Consider the following 17,863-nt stretch of genomic DNA (forward strand, 5'->3'; position numbering starts at 1 on the left):
TCAGACTTGAGTAGTTCTTTTATTTCATTATCGGTTATTTAAAAACATTTCTGCAGCGCAACTCATATAATATGAAAGCCCTGCCTGCTGATTTTCATACATATTTCTATGGAAGTCATCTTCTAAAAAGAATTTTGTAGAATCAGAGAACATCTTAGCATCCATCTTGATACCACTCTCATTCATAAATTCAATATGTTTTTTTATTGAGCCTTGAACTCTTTCATCGTTTGTTTTCCATCCATTTCTAAGAGCATTTATCATAAAATTTGTAAATTCTTGTGCTTCCTTTGCTTGCTCATTAAGTTTATCTACATCAATAGGATTATCTTGTAACATATCATAATCATAGTTTTCTTTTATATGCTTGTTTTGTTCACTCAATGCAGATTCCCATTGCTCCTTATTTAAACCATTAAACATTTTTTCGATATTCATAGTTTCTCCTTTCATTGCCGCAATTATAGACTCTTCAATATTATTCAATAAGCAATCAGTTCTATGCTTTCGCGCTAAAAGCATTTCCTTTTGTCTTATCAAACAATCCACTCGTTTTGTCTCATCTTCAAGGGCAATTCTAATATTTTCGAGAGAAAAATCAAGTTCGCGAAAGAAAAGTATTTGTTGCAAAAGCTCTAATTCATTTTTTCCATACATACGATAGCCGGCATCTGTAACCTTGCATGGTAGTAGTAAATCAATTTTGTGATAATAGTGAAGTGTTTTCACTGTAACTCCTGTAATTCTTGCAACTTCCTTTACCGTATATTCCATGATTCTTCACCTCAATTTATATCTTAAACCCTTCCCTAAGAGGAGAGTCAATTAATATTTAAATTTTTTTATGCGTTCTAATAGAGATTATATACGTGACTCTTAGATTTCCATTATACTATAACCTAGGGGGGATTTTATGCAAAAAGTTTATGAAACAGAAAGACTTATATTGAAAGTATTAGATAAGACCTATGCTCCATTAGTTTTAGACTATTACAGTAGAAATAAACTATTTTTAGAGCCATGGGAACCTTTAAGATATGAAGAATTTTATACAAAAGAATATCATGAATATCAATTATATAATGAACTAATTAATATTGAAAATGGCAATTCACTTAAACTTTGGATTTTTAAAAAGAACGATAATAGTAAAGTTATAGGTTCTGTTGGATTTAGTAATATTATAAGAGGCGCTTTTTTGTCTTGCCATCTTGGTTATAAGTTAGATAAATATGAAATTAATAAAGGCTATATAACAGAGGCAATTCAAAAGGGAATACATATTATATTTAATGAGTTTGAACTACATAGAATAGAAGCAAATATAATGCCTAAAAATAAAGCATCTTTAAGAGCAGTCGAAAAATTAGGATTTTACAATGAGGGTTTGGCGTGTAAATATTTAAAGATAAATGGTCAATGGGAAGATCATATCCATATGGTTTTGTTAAATGATAAGATATAACATGCCTTAATTAAAACTTCATATCCAATATATAATTTTAATATTTTTATAGAATTTAATTTTATATTTAGCTAAAAATAAGATTATATATGAAAAGGAGGGTTTTTTTATGAAAAATTTTTTTAAAAATAAGAAGAATAAATCTGCTAATGATAATCAATGGGTATCACTATCAAAAGACTATTTAAAATCAGAAACATCTAATAAAAAAGAAAAATCTGCTAATGATAATCAATGGACATCAACTAATAAAAATGATATGACTCAGCAATAGTTGTAATAAAAAAAGATGATTTCTATATTTAATATAGAAATCATCTTTTTATTAATTATGAAGCATCTGCATTTTCAAACTGACTATTGTAAAGTGAAGCATAGAAACCTTTTGCTTTTAGTAACTCTTCATGGTTACCTTGCTCTACTATATCTCCATCCTTCATTACAAGAATTACATCTGCATCACGTATTGTAGATAGTCTATGAGCGATAATAAAGCTTGTTCTTCCCTCCATTAAGTTTTCCATAGCCTTTTGGATAAGAACTTCTGTACGGGTATCAACAGAACTTGTTGCTTCATCAAGGATCAATATCTTAGGATCAGCTAATATTGCACGCGCAATAGTTAACAACTGCTTTTGTCCTTGAGATACGTTACTTGCTTCTTCGTTTAACTCCATGTTGTATCCATTTGGAAGAGTCTTCACAAAGTGATGAGCATGAGCTGCCTTAGCTGCTTTTATTACCTCTTCGTCAGTGGCATCAAGTCTACCATAACGTATATTTTCCATTATTGGGCCATTGAATAACCAAGTATCTTGAAGAACCATACCGAACAGATTACGTAAGTCTACTCTTGTAAAGTCTTTTATATCGTGACCATCAATTAATATGGATCCACTGTTTAAATCATAAAAACGCATTAAAAGCTTAATAATAGTTGTTTTTCCTGCTCCTGTTGGTCCTACTATTGCTACTCTTTGACCTGGCTTAATAGTTGTTGAGAAATCATTTATAACAATCTTATCTGAATCGTACCCAAAGTGAACATCATCAAATACTACTTCGCCTTTAATTTCTTCAGGACTAACTGGATTTTTTGCTTCTTCTACTTCTTCTTCCTCTGATAAGAATTCAAAAACTCTCTCAGCTGCTGCTGCAGTTGATTGAAGTATGTTAGCTGTTTGAGCTACCTGAGCTATTGGCTGAGTAAAAGTTCTAACATATTGAACGAAAGATAAAATATCTCCAACTGCAATAGTTTTCTTTATAGCAAGCCATCCTCCCAAAATAGATACTGCTACATACCCTATATTACCTATAAAAAGCATAATAGGCATCATCATTCCAGATAGAAATTGCGACTTCCATGCAGAATCATAAAGGGTATTATTCATATTTTCAAATTTCTCAATAGCTTCTTCTTCCCTATTGAAAGCCTTCATTATATTATGACCACCAAATATTTCTTCTACATGGCCATTAGCATGCCCTAAGTACTCCTGTTGAGACTTAAAGTATTTTTGTGATCTTTTTACAACTAGCATTATTAATACCATTGATACTGGTAACATCAAAAGTGCTACTAGTGTCATTTGCCAGCTTATTGATAACATCATTATAAGTACCCCAATTATTGTAGTAATCGATGTTATTATCTGCGACATACTTTGATTTAGTGTTTGACTCACAGTATCTACGTCATTAGTAACTCTTGATAGTACCTCTCCATGAGTTTGCTTATCAAAATATTTAAGAGGCATACGGTTTATCTTCTCTGAAATTTCTTTTCTAAAATTATAAGATACCTTTTGTGCTACTCCTGTAATTATATAACCTTGTATAATCCCGAAAACTGTACTAGTTATATATAATCCAAGAAGCCAAAGCATTATATTTTTTATATAGCCAAAGTCAATTTCAGCACCTTCTACACCACTTACTTTTTGCACTAATCCCTCAAAAAGCTTCGTTGTAGCATTCCCTAAAAGTTTAGGACCTACTATAGAAAAAGCTGCACTACCTATTGCAAAAATTACTACAATGATTATTGCTATCCTATATGGCTTTAAGTACTGACCTAAATTTTTCATAGTTCCTTTGAAGTTTTTTGCCTTTTCAATTTTTCCCATACCACCATGAGGTCCACCGAATCCGCCTGGTCTATTATTCTTCGTTTTTCTATCACTCATTATGAAAGCTCCTCCTTTGAAAGTTGTGATAAAGCAATTTGCTTATACACCTCACAGTTTTCCATAAGCTCCTTATGAGTACCACTTCCTACTATCTTACCTTCATCAAGCACAATAATATTGTCAGCATTTATTATTGTGCTTATTCTTTGTGCAACAATTAGGACAGTACTTTCTGAAGTTTCACTTTTTAAAGCTTTACGTAGTGTAACATCTGTCTTATAGTCAAGAGCCGAGAAACTATCGTCAAATATGAATATTTCAGGCTTTTTCGCAAGTGCACGGGCAATAGAAAGTCTTTGTTTTTGACCTCCCGAAACGTTAGTACCTCCTTGAGATATTTCAGTTTCAAATCCCTCAGGCTTATCACTAATAAATTCAGTAGCTTGAGCTATTCTTGCTGCCTTTTCTAAATCGTCTTTTGTTATATCTTTTTTACCATATTTAATATTACTTTCTATAGTACCTGTGAATAAAATTCCCTTTTGTGGTACATAGCCAAGTTTATCTCTTAGTTGTTTTTGAGATACATCTTTAATATTTACACCATCTAATAATATTTCTCCACTTGTAGCATCGTAAAAACGTGGAATTAGATTTATTAAAGTTGTTTTACCGCTACCTGTACTTCCAATGAAAGCTGTGGTTTCTCCAGGTTTAGCACTAAATGTAATATTTGAAAGTACATCTTCTTCTGCCCCTGGATATCTGAAAGAAACATTATTAAATTCTATATATCCTTTTTTATCGGATAAGAATTTTTTTGGCTCCTTAGGATCATCTATCATAACTTCAGTATTTAAAACTTCTGCTATACGTTGTGCTGATACAGATGCACGAGGAAGCATCATTGATACCATAGAAATCATAAGGAATGACATAATTATTTGCATTGTGTATTGCATAAATGCCATCATATCACCAACTTGTATATTTCCTGCATCAACTTGATGAGCTCCTTCCCAAACAATTAGCACTGTAACTAAGTTCATTATTAACATCATCATAGGCATCATTAATGTCATTAAACGACCTATAAATAAATTTGTCTTTGTTAAATTTTGATTTGCTTTTTCAAACTTATTTTCTTCATACTTTTGAGTATTAAAAGCCCGTACAACTAGCATACCTATTAAGGACTCACGGGTTATTAAGTTTATCTTATCCACTAATTTTTGTACGCTCTTGAATTTTGGAATAGCTATACTAAATAAAACAATTACCAATGTTAAAATAGCAAGAACTGCAACTGTTACAATCCATCCCATTGAAGTATCAGTATTAAGTACTTTCAGTACTCCACCTACAGCTAAAATCGGTGCATAAAATACCATTCTTAGTAACATAACCATAAGAGTTTGTACTTGTTGAATATCATTTGTACTTCTTGTAATTAAAGAAGCTGTTGAGAATTTATCAAATTCTGAATTAGAAAAGCCGGTAACCTTTCTAAAGATTTTCGCTCTAAGGTTTCTACCTAGGCCTGCAGCTACTCTTGAAGAAAGTAGTGAAACTATAACTGTAGCTACCATACCAACTAGGGCTAAACCAAGCATTTTACCCCCTGAAGAAAGAATATAACTTGATTGAAGCTTATCAGTGTCCATGCCTATTTCTTTATACTCTGTCTTAAGGAATGAAACAGCTGACTGTGTAATCATACTATCTGGCATATCTTTAAACTTATCATCTACACTTTCTTTCATTGCCTTTATTTGTTCTTTTGGCATCTTTGAAATTATATCAAATGGTTCAGTGTTTGCAGGAATGTTAGCTGCCCCTTGCATTGCCGCAGTTAAACCTTTTATACCTGCCTTTTCAATTCCTCCAACAATTAATATAGGCTTGCCAAATAAGCCATTAAGTTCATTAATTGTATCTTCATCTTTTGTATCTAGCTTATACAGTTGTTCTTTATTAAGTTTTGGATAATCATTTAGATATTCTTCATATTCACTTTTAGAAAGAGTTTTCTTGTCTAAAAGAATATAATTATCTTCTACTTTTTTCTCATCATCATCGCTCATAAATAGTTTAATCTTGTCTAGTTCACTTTTACGAATTATCTCAGGAACTGCGTCTTCTACTCCTCCTTGCTGAATTCCAACGTTTACAATTTTTGACATATAGTCAGGAAGTGCTAGTTCACTTGATGCTTGCACCAATAAAAGACCTATAATTAAAATTATAGATATAATAAACGGTTTTAAATACTTTATTATTTTTAGCATTTAGATACATCCCCCACTTTCATTTTTATGATTGTCGCACTATTTTACATAAGTGTAAGTTTATATAATTTTACACATAAAATAATCAATTATTATAATTTATTAAAAATCACCTCTTTTTGCTTTGATAGTATAATGATTATGTTTTCATAACTATTATATTTTAATAAGTTTTATATGTCAATAACCTTTTGATTGTAAAATGTTTATAAATACATTATAATGTAAATTATTAAATTACAGTATTTATATAAGGAGGATAATATGAGTACCGTTGACCTTAATAAGCTCTCTGGAGATTTATATAATTTGTCATTTTATTTACATAGCATAATTTTTCATCAAAAAGAAATTTTGAAAAATATACATATGCCGCAATCTCATATTAAAGTCATAATTTATCTTAAACACAGGGGAACTTCTTCTATTTCTGAGACTGCTAAACATCTTACAATATCTAAACCTAATATGACTCCTATAATTGATAAATTAATTTCTGAAGGTATGGTTAATAGGTATAATGATCCAGATGATAGAAGGATAATAAGGATTGATTTGACAGATAAAGCCCATGAATTTTTAAAAGAACAAGAACAAATAATAAAAGGTATTTTGGCAAAAAAAATTACTGCTCTTGATTCAAAAGATTTAGAATCTCTTAGTAAACATGTGACTAGTATTACAGATATTATTTTAAAATTAAAGTGATTTTGCAAACGATATTACAGTTAAGTATTTTGAATATCATTTATTATTAAAACAATATATATAATAAATCAAGAAAAAGTCGTATCTATTGATACGACTTTTTTAATTCATAATATTAATTATTATAATATAAACTTGCAGAAGGATACTCAGGATCAGATGTTGTATCTATACCTAATTTTCTGAAAGTTTGTTCATCATTTCCGCTTAATATTGTAGTTGAGTGAGACTGGCATCCCTTTAACATTGCTAATTTTTCCATAGCTACTTCTGCTGTTGGATTCGTAGCAGCACATATACTAAGAGCCATTAATACTTCTTCACAACTTAAAGCTATGTTTTTATTTCCTAATGTTTTTGATTTTAAATTTATAATTGGCTCAAGTATAACCGGAGAAATAAGGTGTATTTCATCAGATATATTTGCTAAGTATTTAACTGCATTTAAAATTACAGCAGCACTTGCATCCATTAATTCTGATCTTTTACCAGTTAATATTGTACCATCATTAAGTTCTAATGCTATAACTGGACAGATGTCGTTTTTACAAGCACTTTCTCTTAACTTAGTACTGTATTCTCTTGCAGGTATTACAACTTTTCTATCTTCAGGTTTTAGATTAAGTTCTTCCATTATAATCTTTATTCTTTCGAAAGTTTCTTTATCTACATAGCCTTTTTTGTACTCAACGCTTGTTTTAAAGTATCTTCTTATTATTTCTTGTATAGAAGCTTCTTTTACAGCTTCATCATCAGTTATACCATAGCCTACTCTATTAACTCCCATATCTGTTGGAGACTTGTATACAGATTCTTTTCCTGTTATCTTTTCTATTATCTTTCTAAGAACTGGGAATAGTTCTATATCACGGTTGTAGTTTACAGTTACCTTATTATAAGCGTCAACATGGAATGAGTCTATCATATTTACATCCTTAAGATCTACTGTTGCAGCTTCATATGCTATATTTAAAGGATGCTTTAAAGGTACATTCCATACTGGGAATGTTTCAAATTTTGAATACCCTGCAACTTTACCTCTTTTATTTTCATGGTAAAGTTGGCTAAGACAAGTTCCAAGTTTTCCACTTCCTGGCCCTGGTGCTGTTACAACAACTATAGGTTTTGTTGTTTCTATGTATGGATTTTCTCCATATCCTTCATCACTTACAATTGTATCTACATCTGTAGGATATCCTTTAGTAGGTCTATGAGTATATACCTTTATACCTCTACGTTCAAGTTTGTTGATAAATACATTTGTTGATGGTTGTCCTTCATACCTAGTTATTACAACACTGTTTACATCAAGTTCATAATCTCTTAATTCGTCTATAAGTCTTAAAACATCCATATCGTAAGTTATCCCAAAATCTCCTCTGATTTTGTTTCTTTCGATATCTCCTGCATATACACAAATAATTATCTCAGCTTTTTCTCTTAATTTGTGTAGTAATTTAACTTTTGCATTTTCGTCGAATCCAGGTAAAACTCTTTTTGCATGAAGATCTTGTAAAAGTTTCCCGCCGAATTCTAAGTATAACTTGTCATAATTATTAACTCTTTCTAAAATGTACTTTGATTGTTCTTCAAGGTATTTTTTGTGGTCAAATCCTATCTTCATATTCACGCCTCACTAACTAAAATTATTATTAATATCTTCTCCAAAAATATTAAAAAATATTTTTTCACATTTTAATATTATACCATAAATTTTAATTAAATTGAATAATATGTAATTTATATTAGAAATATGTCGTTCGTATTATATTTGATAATTTTTAAAAATTCTGGAAAACTCGTTAAATTCTAAAAACCCTAATATAAATATATTATAATTACTATAACAAAATAAAAAATATACCCCTAGGTCCTGTGGGTATATTTTAGATATTATATCTTGCCATAATATATTGATCTTCATACTTTCCATTTCTTATTGCTGCATATTTCTTGGTTCCTTCAATTTCAAATCCTAATGATTTATATAAGTTAATAGCTTTTTCATTGTCAACATATACAGATAGCTCTAATCTTACAAGCATCAACCAGTTATCTGCTAAATCAATAACTTTATTTATTAACTCTCTTCCAATGCCTTTGCCTTGAAAATCGCTATGTACCATTATCCCAATTTCAGCGCAGTGTCTTGCTCTATTTGCGTTATTTACATGCATCCCAACATTTCCTACTACTTTTTTTAATCCATTTTCTTCAACTTCTGCAACAAATAAATGATCATTATTTGTAAGTCCATTTATAAATTCTTCTGTTCTTGATATTCTCTCACTTGTTATACCCATTATATTTTCTCTTACCCCATTCATTATTCTCATTTCATTTATATATTTTGCATCTTCATTCCTTATTGGTCTTACATTTAACCTCATTCTTAATTCCCCCTATACCTTTAATAAGATATATAAGGCCATGATAAATATCATGACCTCATATTTAAACTATATTATTAAATACTTTATTTAATGTCGCATTCGTATTCCAATCCAGCTGTTTTTGGGTTCGTCTTCACAATATCCCCAAACCCCTCTAAAGGTATTTCCATCCAATGAAAAATTAAATTCAAGTTTTCCTTTATCACTAGGGCATTCATATGTTGGCTCTTCAGACCAATATCCTTTTAGTGTATATCCATTTATAGTACCCTCTATTTTGCCATTTCCATATTCATATGTGCCAGTTACTATATTAAATTCTTGTTTAAGTGTCATTTTTCCAAGTTCTGTATACCACTGCCCAGAGATATTCAATGCTAGAATGCTTTGTTCTCGTGCCCCATTCCATTTTCGAGTTAGTTCTTCTTCACAGTAACCCCACTTGCCTTCGAAAGTATTCCCGCTTGGATCAAATTCAAGTTTAAGTTTTCCTTTATCATTAGGACATTCATATGTTGGTTCTTCATACCAGTATCCATCTAATATATATCCATTTATTGTGCCTTCTACTCTAGCCTTGCCAAACTTATATATCCCCGTAACGTTATTTCCATCTTGATTAAATGTTATTTTTCCCTCGTCTGTATTCCATTCTCCGGAAATATTTAGTATATTATTTTGTCTATTACTTAATTTGTCTTTTAATTGTTTGTATTGCTGTTGCAAAATATATTGTTGCCACCAATAATAATTATATTGATAATAGTTCCATGAGTTATTATTTTTATTATAAAACATATTGTACACCACCTCTATTAATATAAATTTATTCATAAATAATCAAAAGGTGATGCAAAAGTTTTCTATTTTTTATACTCAGGTTTTAATTCTTTAGCTCTACCAATATTCCCACCTAGCTTGTCCCAAAAGTAATTGTGTTCATCAACTCCATTTGAAAAATCGTCTTTCTTCCAAGCTGCTAGAGTTTCTAATACACGTTTTTCTTCTTTATCATCTAAATCATTATTACTTACAACCATAGCTTCTATGTCAGCTATATTTTGTTTGTCTATTGCTATTTCACCCCATACCTGCCCATCCCTTGCAATAATTAATGTATTAGACATTTCATGCATTTTTAAAAATATTTCTTTTTTATCGTAATTAGCAGACGTTACTACTTTTTCTGATACCTTATTTTTTTCGTTTTTATTTTCAGTATCAAATTCTTGATTTTGAGATTGTGTTGATGATGTTTGGTTATTAATAATATAATAAGTTATTCCACCACCTATTAAAAACAATCCTAAAATTAATCCAATTAATTTCCCTTTTCCCATAATATGTAAAAACCCCCTTCACATATGCATATTATAACATCTAGTCTATGCTTTGTGAAAGGGAGTTTGTTTAACTATTCCAATAGTATTATTGAGCTAATTCATCTAATATTTTTCTATTTGGCTTGTTATTATAAGCTGATTTTAGCATAGTTATAGCAGTATACAATATAACACATATAACTAACCATTTTAATGTATCTAAAGGTAGTGATTTAACTAGAAATGCAGCTATAAAAACTCCCACTGCTCCACCTAGTGCTATACCAAAAGAAACCTTTCTATCATACGATTCTTCTTTTATAAACTTAACAGAAGCAACTGGTCCTAAAAATGCACAAGATCCCATCATTATTGGAAATGCCACAGCAGGAGACATTCCTAAGAAATAAACAAGTGCCATACATGGCGCATACAACCCTATTCCTGCAGTCATTAATGCTCCTAGTATAAAGTTACCTACTATACCAATAAATAATTTAACACCTGTTAATCCAACGGCATCTCCCCCTCCAGGTAATGCATTTAATTTCCCTAATAACATTAATATGGCAGTAACGAACAATGCAATACCCATAGTTATCTGAATATTTCTTTCAGGTAATTTGGATATAACACCTGCACCTAACCAAGCCCCTACTATAGATGCACCTATCATACTCAACAGTGTTATAGGCTCAACTGTTATTGCAGTCATAAATATAAATGCCTCGAGTACCATAGATATAGAATGGCTTACATTTAAAGTTCCTGGTAAAACTTGGTCTTTTGACATTCTTGATCCTTTTAATATTGCCGTTGTAATAGCAAAAGAGCCGATTCCTAAGGTATCAAAAAAGTCAGTTATAAATCCTATTCCTAGAGATTTTGTAAATGATTTTTTTTCTAATTCTTGCTTGTTTTTTATTGTATCTTTTATGAAAATTATTCCGAACCATGATGCAATAATAAATAATATCCCTAAAACAACTTTAATTAGCATATAACCCCTCCCAAAATGGTTATTAATTTATCAATATAAACTTATTATATCATCATTCAACTTATTTTTATATAAGTCTTTTAAATTTTCTGAATAATGACAACATTTTTGGTTAATTGTCCTTAATATTGAATTTATTATAGCTGATATCACTTACAATATACAAGTAAAACAAAAATAAAGGGGTTATTTTTAACCCCTTTATTTTATATTTTTATATAAATAAATTTTCCTAACAATTATTCATTATGCATTGCTAAATTATTAAGTGCCTCATTATGTACTCTATATACAGTCCATTCATCTAGTGGTACTGCTCCAATGTTTTTATAAAACTTTATAGATGGTTCATTCCAGTCAAGGCAGTACCATTCAAACCTTCCACAATCTCTTTCTAAAGCTAAATTTGCCAAGAATGAAAGCATTGTTTTTCCTATCCCCTTACCTCTTACTTCAGGTTTTACATATAAATCCTCTAAGTACAGTCCTGGTTTTCCTAAGAAAGTTGAAAAATTATGGAAAAATAATGCAAAACTTACTGGTTCATTATTATATTCTCCTATAATAACTTCTGCTGCTTTACGTTTAAACAATGAATCCTTAAGTATTTGTTCTGTTGCAACTACGTCATTTAACATTTTTTCATAGTCTGCTAACTCTTTAATAAAGTTTAAAATCAAATCTACATCATTTTCTCCGGCAAATCTTACCTTAAATCCATCTAATTTTGTATTAAATTTCTTATCCATATAATCATCCCCCTGTAATAAAATACTTTCATATAACATTTTATCATATTATTATGGAAATAATAATAACCTTAAAAATTCTCAAAAATATTACCAGGGAAATTAATATACGGAATATACTTTTCATTGACATCATATACATATTTTGCTAACTTGTAAGTAATTTCAAATATAAAATATTAAGGGGGAATTAATTTGGATAATGAAACCATTAGGATAAAAAATATCAGCCACTCTTTTGGCAAGTTTAAATCATTAAGTAATATAAATTTAGATATAAATCAAGGTCAAATTCTTGGAGTACTAGGGCCTTCTGGATGTGGTAAAAGTACTTTAATAAAATGTGTAATAGGCATGATATCTCCATCACAAGGTAGTATTTATGTGTATGATAAAAAGATGCCAAATTTAGAAGTTACTAAATATATAGGATATATGGCTCAATCAGACGCTTTGTATGAAGATCTTAATGCATATGACAATATGATGTTTTTTGCCTCTTTGTATAGTGTATCTAAAAAGGAAGCTCATAAAAAGATAATAGAATTGCTAGAGTTAGTTAAATTAAGTAACCATACTAAAAAACTAGTAAAGAACTTCTCAGGTGGGATGAAGCGTAGATTATCGCTTGCAATATCACTTATACATAACCCCAAAATATTAATACTCGATGAACCTACTGTAGGCATAGATCCTACACTAAGACAAGAGTTTTGGAATGAGTTTTATAAACTAAAACAACAAGGAGTTACTATAATTGTTACAACCCATGTAATGGATGAAGCAGAAAAATGTGATAGATTAGTATTTCTAAGAGATGGAGAAATAATTGCAATAGATACTCCTAATAATTTAAAAACTATAACTGATGATAAAACTATAGAGTCAGCATTTTTATATTATTCGAGAAAGGTAGTGTAAATATGAAAACATTAGCTATTGCAAAAAGACTTATAAAACAAATCTCTTCCGATAAAAGAACTGTTGGACTTATGTTTATTGCTCCTATTTTTATATGTTTTCTACTTAGTATAATTCTTACGTCTAATACAGCAACTCCAACTATTGATGTTGTAAATGGACCAAATAAATTTATAGATGAACTAAAAAAAGAAGCTACTGTATCAGAAGTTGATTTAGATAATGCTAATGATAATTTAGAAAATGGCAAATCCCATGGATATATTGAGTTTAATAATAATAATGATATAAGTATTACTGTAGATGGTTCTAATCCTCCTACAGACAATTTAGTTATAAAAATTTATAGTCAAGCTTTTAGCAATTATACTACATCAAATATGCCTATGAATACACCTATTTCAAAGCCTGAGATATCTTATTTATATGGTAATGATGAGTTAGATTTATTTAATTCAATAGCACCTGCTATGATGGGTTATTTTATATTCTTCTTTACTTTTTTAATAGCAGGAGTATCCTTTTTGAGAGAAAGAATAAGCGGTACATTAGATAGAATACTAGCTACTCCACTTAAAAGACACGAAATAGTTTTTGGATATTTTTTAGGATTCGGATTGTTTATAAGTATACAAACAGTACTTTTACAACTATTTATGATATATGTACTTAAAATTTATACTATAGGTAATTTCTCTACTATATTAATAGTGAATTTATTACTAGCTTTTGGTTCCTTAGCACTTGGAACACTGTTGTCAACATTTGCTAAAAATGAATTTCAATTATTTCAATTTATACCAGCAATAATAGTTCCTCAGATATTATTTAGTGGTATATTTGATATATCAAATTCTCCAAAGTGGGTCGAGATTTTATCAAAATTATTTCCTATGACTTACGGAGCACAAGCCTTAAAAAATGTAGCTTTAAAAGGATATAATTTAGGAGATATAAAATTAGATATCTTAGTGTTATTATTTTATGCTATATTATTCTTAGTATTAAATATATTAGCATTAAAAAAATATAGAAAAGTATAAAAGACTACCTATTAAGGTAGTCTTTTATTTATTGTTTAATTTAGTTATTAAAATTGATTAAGTAAATTTGACATTTCTATAGCTGTAACTGCTGCATCATATCCTTTGTTACCTGCCTTTGTTCCAGCTCTTTCTATTGCTTGTTCTATAGTATCAGTAGTTAATACACCAAATACTACAGGAACTTCAGTTTCTAAAGATACACTTGCAACACCTTTTGTTACTTCACTAGATACATAATCAAAGTGAGGTGTAGCTCCTCTTATTACTGCACCAAGACAAATAACTGCATCGTATTTTTTAGACTTAGCCATTCTCTTTGCAACAAGTGGAATTTCAAAAGCTCCTGGAACCCATACTATTTCGATTTCAGAATCTTCTACTCCATGACGCTTTAGGCCATCTATTGCTCCTGTTAAAAGCTTGCCACCTATAAACTCATTAAATCTTCCTACTATAATTCCGTATTTTAATCCTTGCGATATTAATTTTCCTTCATAAGTTTTCATATTATTTACCTCCATTATTTTCGTTAAATTTTAAAATATGACCCATTTTTTCTTGTTTAGTTCTTAAATAATGCTCATTTCTTTCATTGTGGTTCATTTGTATTGCTACTCTATCTACAATTTCTATTCCATATCCAGTAAGTCCAGCTATTTTTTTAGGATTATTAGTCATAAGTTTTACTTTTTCTACTCCAAGGTCTACAAGGATTTGAGCACCGATTCCATAATCTCTCATATCCTCAGGAAATCCTAGAGCTAAATTTGCTTCTACTGTATCCATCCCTTTATCTTGAAGTTCATAGGCTTTAAGTTTATTTATAAGTCCTATTCCTCTTCCTTCTTGTCTCATATAAAGAAGTATTCCTCTACCTTCTTCTTCTATTGATTTCATAGCTGATGCAAATTGCTCTCCACAGTCACATCTTAATGATCCAAATGCATCTCCTGTAAGACATTCTGAGTGAACTCTAATAAGTACAGGTTCTCCATTTGAAACATCTCCTTTTACTAAAGCTACATGATGTTCTCCATTTAAGATATTTTCATATCCAACTATTTCAAAGTCACCATACTTTGTAGGCATATCTGCTTTTGTTACTCTTTTTATGTATACTTCTTTTTCTCTACGATAAGCAATTAAGTCAGCAATAGTAATAAGTTTAAGATCGTGTTCTTTTACATAGTCCATTAAATCTGGAACTCTAGCCATTGTACCGTCTTCATTCATGATTTCACATATAACACCTGCAGGATAAAGTCCTGCCATTCTTGCAAGGTCTACAGCTGCTTCAGTATGGCCTGCTCTTTTTAGAACTCCACCATCTTTTGCCTCAAGTGGAAACACATGTCCAGGTCTTTTAAAGTCCTCCGGCGTTGTATCTTTTCCTAAAACCTTTGCTATCGTATCTGATCTTTCATGAGCCGAAATTCCAGTTGTAGTTTCTGCAGCATCTATCGATACTGTAAAGGCAGTTTGGTGAGAGTCTGTATTTCTACTTACCATAGGGTAAATATCTAATTCTTTTAATCTTTCTCCTACAATAGGCATACATATAAGTCCTCTACCATATTTAGCCATAAAGTTTATAGCCTCAGGTGTAACTTTCTCTGCAGCCATAAGTAAGTCGCCTTCATTTTCTCTATCTTCATCATCTACTACAACTACTATCTTTCCAACTCTGATATCTTCAATTGCTTCTTCTATAGTATTAAATTTATTCATTTTTTACCCTCCTCTATATGAATCCAGTTTCACTAAGGAAATCGAAATCAATACCTTTCTTAATTGGTGCCTGTTCTTTTGCTCCTAAAAGTTTCTCAATATACTTTCCTATCATATCGCATTCTAAATTTACTTCATCTCCAACTTTTTTTCTAAGAAGTGTAGTCATTTCCTTGGTATGTGGAATTATAGAAACCTTAAATATAGATTCATCTACATATGCAACTGTCAGACTTACACCATCTATTGCAATAGATCCTTTTTGAACTATATATTTTAATATTTCATGTGATGCAGAAATAGAAACCCATATTGCATTATCTTCTTTTTCATAGCTCCTAATAATCCCTGTACCATCAATATGTCCACTTACTATATGGCCCCCTAGTCTATCACCTAATCTCAAGGCCCTTTCTAGATTAACTTCATCTCCAGGAGAAAGGCCTTTTAGATTACTTCTTCTAATAGTTTCTGCCATAACATCAACAGTAAATTTCCCGCTTTCAAATGATGTTACTGTAAGACAAACCCCATTAGTAGCTATACTATCTCCTAGCATTACTTCCTTAAGTACTTTATTAGCTTTAATTATTATTTTGGCTGATTTCTCAGATTTAATAATAGATTCAATCTTTCCAATTTCTTCTACTAACCCTGTAAACACGTCTTATTCCTCCTTTCTTATATAGCCTTCTATCATTATGTCATCTCCAAAGGCATGAATATTTATATCCTTAAGATTTATAGCATCTTTCATATATGATTTTCCTATTCCACCAACTGGAGTTTTTGAATTACTTCCTCCTATTATCTTAGGTGCAATAAAAGAATTTACTTTATCTACAATTCCCTCATTAAGTGCAGAGTAATTTAGCTCACTTCCACCTTCTAAAAGAACACTATCAATTTTTTTCTCTCCAAGTGCTTTCATTAAAAATACCAAGTCAACTTTATCACTAGATGAAGTAATAATTACTTCTGCTCCTTTTCCTTCTAAATCTTTTAACTTATCCTTATCAGCATTTTGAGTAGTTGCTATAATTGTTTTTGCATCGGATTTAAGATTTAAAACGTTTGCTTGTAGTGGAATTCTCAGCTTACTATCTACAATTATTCTTATGGGATCTTTTCCTTCACCATTTTCTAGTCTTGTATTTAAAAATGGATCATCCTTAAGTATTGTTCCTATTCCTACCATAATACCTGACACTCTATGCCTTAATTTATGTACGTATTTCCTTGACAATTCTCCTGTTATCCATTTGGAATCCCCAGTGTATGCTGCGATTTTTCCATCTAATGTCATAGCAGTTTTCATAATACAAAATGGAAGTTTTGTAGTTATATACTTTAAGAATATTTCATTTAATTTTCTTCCTTCTTCTTCTAGCACTCCACTAACTACTTCTATCCCATTGTCTTTTAGAATTTGTATTCCTTTTCCTGAAACTAGTGGGTTTGGGTCTTTTAAACCTATTACTACCTTCTTTATTCCTTTTTCTACTATTGCATTTGCACATGGAGGCGTTTTGCCATAGTGAGAACAAGGTTCTAGGGTAACATACATAGTAGCACCTTTAACATCTTCTGTTGCATTTTTAAATGCATTTATCTCAGCATGATTACTACCGTAAACTTCATGATATCCTTCTCCAATTACTTTTCCATTTTTTACTATTAAGGCTCCTACTAGTGGATTTGGGCTTGTATATCCTATTCCTTTTTGTGCTAATTCTAAAGCTCTTTTCATATACTTAATATCCAATATAACCACTCCAGTTTTTATGTAATTAAAAAACTCGCATTGCTTAAGTTTATATGTTTGAAATATTATTTCCATGTAATTAAAATAAGCCCTGAGAATGTATTCTCAGGGCTTTATTATGCACAAATAAACCATATCTAATACTATAATCCCAAATTTTGGAGTTATAACATTCGTACATATATTATAATCTTCTTTCATCCAGACTTTACTGTCGGCCTTGGAATCTAACCAAGTCAGCCTTTCGGCTCGCGGGCTTTACCGCCGGTGGGGAATTACACCCCGCCCTGAAGATTTATTTACTTTTCTTGATTTCATGATAACACCGCTAAAAGATCTTGTCAAT

General features: G+C 30.5%; 18 protein-coding genes and 1 riboswitch. Of the genes, 5 read left to right on the plus strand and 13 right to left on the minus strand.

All coding sequences use genetic code 11. The annotated features are described in order from the left end of the window. Window positions 1-27: 27 nt before the first annotated feature. Window positions 28-774, minus strand: coding sequence for a MerR family transcriptional regulator (locus ACUSRV_RS00195; protein ID WP_490139886.1), 747 nt, complete (start codon window positions 772-774; stop codon window positions 28-30). A gap of 139 nt (window positions 775-913) precedes the next feature. Here ACUSRV_RS00195 and ACUSRV_RS00200 point away from each other — a divergent pair, with 139 nt between their 5' ends. Continuing rightward, complete coding sequence (locus tag ACUSRV_RS00200) at window positions 914-1,465, plus strand: GNAT family N-acetyltransferase (protein WP_490139887.1); 552 nt, start codon at window positions 914-916, stop codon at window positions 1,463-1,465. Between the two features lie 109 nt (window positions 1,466-1,574). After that, the gene (locus ACUSRV_RS00205) at window positions 1,575-1,739 is read left to right on the plus strand and encodes a hypothetical protein (RefSeq protein ID WP_490139888.1); all 165 of its coding nucleotides are present in this window, start codon (window positions 1,575-1,577) and stop codon (window positions 1,737-1,739) included. A 55-nt stretch (window positions 1,740-1,794) separates the two neighbouring features. Here ACUSRV_RS00205 and ACUSRV_RS00210 read toward each other — a convergent pair whose 3' ends face one another. Both ACUSRV_RS00210 and ACUSRV_RS00215 read right to left on the minus strand, forming a co-directional pair. After that, on the minus strand, window positions 1,795-3,654 hold the full coding sequence (locus tag ACUSRV_RS00210; protein ID WP_490139889.1) for an ABC transporter ATP-binding protein: 1,860 nt from the start codon (window positions 3,652-3,654) through the stop codon (window positions 1,795-1,797). Then, on the minus strand, window positions 3,654-5,885 hold the full coding sequence (locus tag ACUSRV_RS00215; protein WP_490139890.1) for an ABC transporter ATP-binding protein: 2,232 nt from the start codon (window positions 5,883-5,885) through the stop codon (window positions 3,654-3,656). Before ACUSRV_RS00215 ends, ACUSRV_RS00210 begins: the two co-directional genes overlap by 1 nt. A 264-nt stretch (window positions 5,886-6,149) precedes the next feature. Here ACUSRV_RS00215 and ACUSRV_RS00220 point away from each other — a divergent pair, with 264 nt between their 5' ends. Continuing rightward, window positions 6,150-6,593 carry a MarR family winged helix-turn-helix transcriptional regulator gene (locus ACUSRV_RS00220; RefSeq protein ID WP_490139891.1) on the plus strand — a complete coding sequence of 148 codons (444 nt, stop codon included), beginning with the start codon at window positions 6,150-6,152 and terminating at the stop codon, window positions 6,591-6,593. A 115-nt stretch (window positions 6,594-6,708) separates the two neighbouring features. Here ACUSRV_RS00220 and ACUSRV_RS00225 read toward each other — a convergent pair whose 3' ends face one another. From ACUSRV_RS00225 to ACUSRV_RS00250, 6 genes are all read right to left on the minus strand, one after another. After that, the gene (locus ACUSRV_RS00225; RefSeq protein WP_490139892.1) at window positions 6,709-8,217 is read right to left on the minus strand and encodes a DUF1846 domain-containing protein; all 1,509 of its coding nucleotides are present in this window, start codon (window positions 8,215-8,217) and stop codon (window positions 6,709-6,711) included. Window positions 8,218-8,479: 262 nt separating this feature from the next. Then, on the minus strand, window positions 8,480-8,983 hold the full coding sequence (locus ACUSRV_RS00230) for a GNAT family N-acetyltransferase (protein ID WP_490139893.1): 504 nt from the start codon (window positions 8,981-8,983) through the stop codon (window positions 8,480-8,482). A 90-nt stretch (window positions 8,984-9,073) separates the two neighbouring features. Then, window positions 9,074-9,784 (minus strand): hypothetical protein, encoded by a 711-nt coding sequence (locus ACUSRV_RS00235; protein WP_490139894.1) that lies wholly within the window; start codon window positions 9,782-9,784, stop codon window positions 9,074-9,076. A 65-nt stretch (window positions 9,785-9,849) separates the two neighbouring features. Then, window positions 9,850-10,326, minus strand: coding sequence for a DUF6241 domain-containing protein (locus ACUSRV_RS00240; RefSeq protein WP_490139895.1), 477 nt, complete (start codon window positions 10,324-10,326; stop codon window positions 9,850-9,852). Between the two features lie 88 nt (window positions 10,327-10,414). Then, window positions 10,415-11,308 (minus strand): sulfite exporter TauE/SafE family protein, encoded by an 894-nt coding sequence (locus ACUSRV_RS00245; protein WP_490139896.1) that lies wholly within the window; start codon window positions 11,306-11,308, stop codon window positions 10,415-10,417. A 239-nt stretch (window positions 11,309-11,547) separates the two neighbouring features. After that, on the minus strand, window positions 11,548-12,057 hold the full coding sequence (locus ACUSRV_RS00250) for a GNAT family N-acetyltransferase (RefSeq protein WP_490139897.1): 510 nt from the start codon (window positions 12,055-12,057) through the stop codon (window positions 11,548-11,550). A gap of 195 nt (window positions 12,058-12,252) precedes the next feature. Between ACUSRV_RS00250 and ACUSRV_RS00255 the strand changes: the two genes are divergently transcribed. After that, a complete protein-coding gene (locus tag ACUSRV_RS00255; RefSeq protein ID WP_490139898.1) occupies window positions 12,253-12,978 on the plus strand; it encodes an ABC transporter ATP-binding protein in 726 nt (241 codons plus the stop codon). 2 nt (window positions 12,979-12,980) lie between these two features. Then, window positions 12,981-14,021, plus strand: a complete 1,041-nt coding sequence (locus ACUSRV_RS00260) for an ABC transporter permease (RefSeq protein ID WP_490139899.1) — start codon at window positions 12,981-12,983, stop codon at window positions 14,019-14,021. Between the two features lie 47 nt (window positions 14,022-14,068). On the opposite strand, the gene ribH is transcribed toward ACUSRV_RS00260, so the two are convergent. From ribH to ribD, 4 genes are read right to left on the minus strand one after another with little or no spacing between them, the layout of a single operon-like run. Beyond that, the gene (gene ribH, locus ACUSRV_RS00265; RefSeq protein WP_490139900.1) at window positions 14,069-14,530 is read right to left on the minus strand and encodes a 6,7-dimethyl-8-ribityllumazine synthase; all 462 of its coding nucleotides are present in this window, start codon (window positions 14,528-14,530) and stop codon (window positions 14,069-14,071) included. Window position 14,531: 1 nt separating this feature from the next. Continuing rightward, entirely contained in the window at window positions 14,532-15,752 is a 1,221-nt protein-coding gene (locus tag ACUSRV_RS00270; protein ID WP_490139901.1) for a bifunctional 3,4-dihydroxy-2-butanone-4-phosphate synthase/GTP cyclohydrolase II, read from the minus strand. A 13-nt stretch (window positions 15,753-15,765) separates the two neighbouring features. Next, window positions 15,766-16,416 (minus strand): riboflavin synthase, encoded by a 651-nt coding sequence (locus tag ACUSRV_RS00275; RefSeq protein ID WP_490139902.1) that lies wholly within the window; start codon window positions 16,414-16,416, stop codon window positions 15,766-15,768. 3 nt (window positions 16,417-16,419) lie between these two features. Beyond that, window positions 16,420-17,526 carry a bifunctional diaminohydroxyphosphoribosylaminopyrimidine deaminase/5-amino-6-(5-phosphoribosylamino)uracil reductase RibD gene (gene ribD, locus ACUSRV_RS00280; protein ID WP_490140409.1) on the minus strand — a complete coding sequence of 369 codons (1,107 nt, stop codon included), beginning with the start codon at window positions 17,524-17,526 and terminating at the stop codon, window positions 16,420-16,422. 176 nt (window positions 17,527-17,702) lie between these two features. After that, window positions 17,703-17,816: riboswitch (FMN riboswitch) on the minus strand. Window positions 17,817-17,863 lie beyond the last annotated feature (47 nt).

This window comes from Sporacetigenium sp. TC11 (assembly GCF_058146105.1).

Coding starts and splice junctions, on each gene's coding strand:
- ACUSRV_RS00200 (WP_490139887.1), top strand. CDS start 914: ATGCAAAAAGTTTATGAAACAGAAAGACTTATATTGAAAGTATTAGAT.
- ACUSRV_RS00215 (WP_490139890.1), bottom strand. CDS start 5,885: ATGCTAAAAATAATAAAGTATTTAAAACCGTTTATTATATCTATAATT.
- ACUSRV_RS00195 (WP_490139886.1), bottom strand. CDS start 774: ATGGAATATACGGTAAAGGAAGTTGCAAGAATTACAGGAGTTACAGTG.
- ACUSRV_RS00235 (WP_490139894.1), bottom strand. CDS start 9,784: ATGTTTTATAATAAAAATAATAACTCATGGAACTATTATCAATATAAT.
- ACUSRV_RS00225 (WP_490139892.1), bottom strand. CDS start 8,217: ATGAAGATAGGATTTGACCACAAAAAATACCTTGAAGAACAATCAAAG.
- ACUSRV_RS00220 (WP_490139891.1), top strand. CDS start 6,150: ATGAGTACCGTTGACCTTAATAAGCTCTCTGGAGATTTATATAATTTG.
- ACUSRV_RS00230 (WP_490139893.1), bottom strand. CDS start 8,983: ATGAGGTTAAATGTAAGACCAATAAGGAATGAAGATGCAAAATATATA.
- ACUSRV_RS00245 (WP_490139896.1), bottom strand. CDS start 11,308: ATGCTAATTAAAGTTGTTTTAGGGATATTATTTATTATTGCATCATGG.
- ACUSRV_RS00205 (WP_490139888.1), top strand. CDS start 1,575: ATGAAAAATTTTTTTAAAAATAAGAAGAATAAATCTGCTAATGATAAT.
- ACUSRV_RS00250 (WP_490139897.1), bottom strand. CDS start 12,057: ATGGATAAGAAATTTAATACAAAATTAGATGGATTTAAGGTAAGATTT.
- ACUSRV_RS00270 (WP_490139901.1), bottom strand. CDS start 15,752: ATGAATAAATTTAATACTATAGAAGAAGCAATTGAAGATATCAGAGTT.
- ACUSRV_RS00260 (WP_490139899.1), top strand. CDS start 12,981: ATGAAAACATTAGCTATTGCAAAAAGACTTATAAAACAAATCTCTTCC.
- ribH (WP_490139900.1), bottom strand. CDS start 14,530: ATGAAAACTTATGAAGGAAAATTAATATCGCAAGGATTAAAATACGGA.
- ACUSRV_RS00240 (WP_490139895.1), bottom strand. CDS start 10,326: ATGGGAAAAGGGAAATTAATTGGATTAATTTTAGGATTGTTTTTAATA.
- ACUSRV_RS00210 (WP_490139889.1), bottom strand. CDS start 3,654: ATGAGTGATAGAAAAACGAAGAATAATAGACCAGGCGGATTCGGTGGA.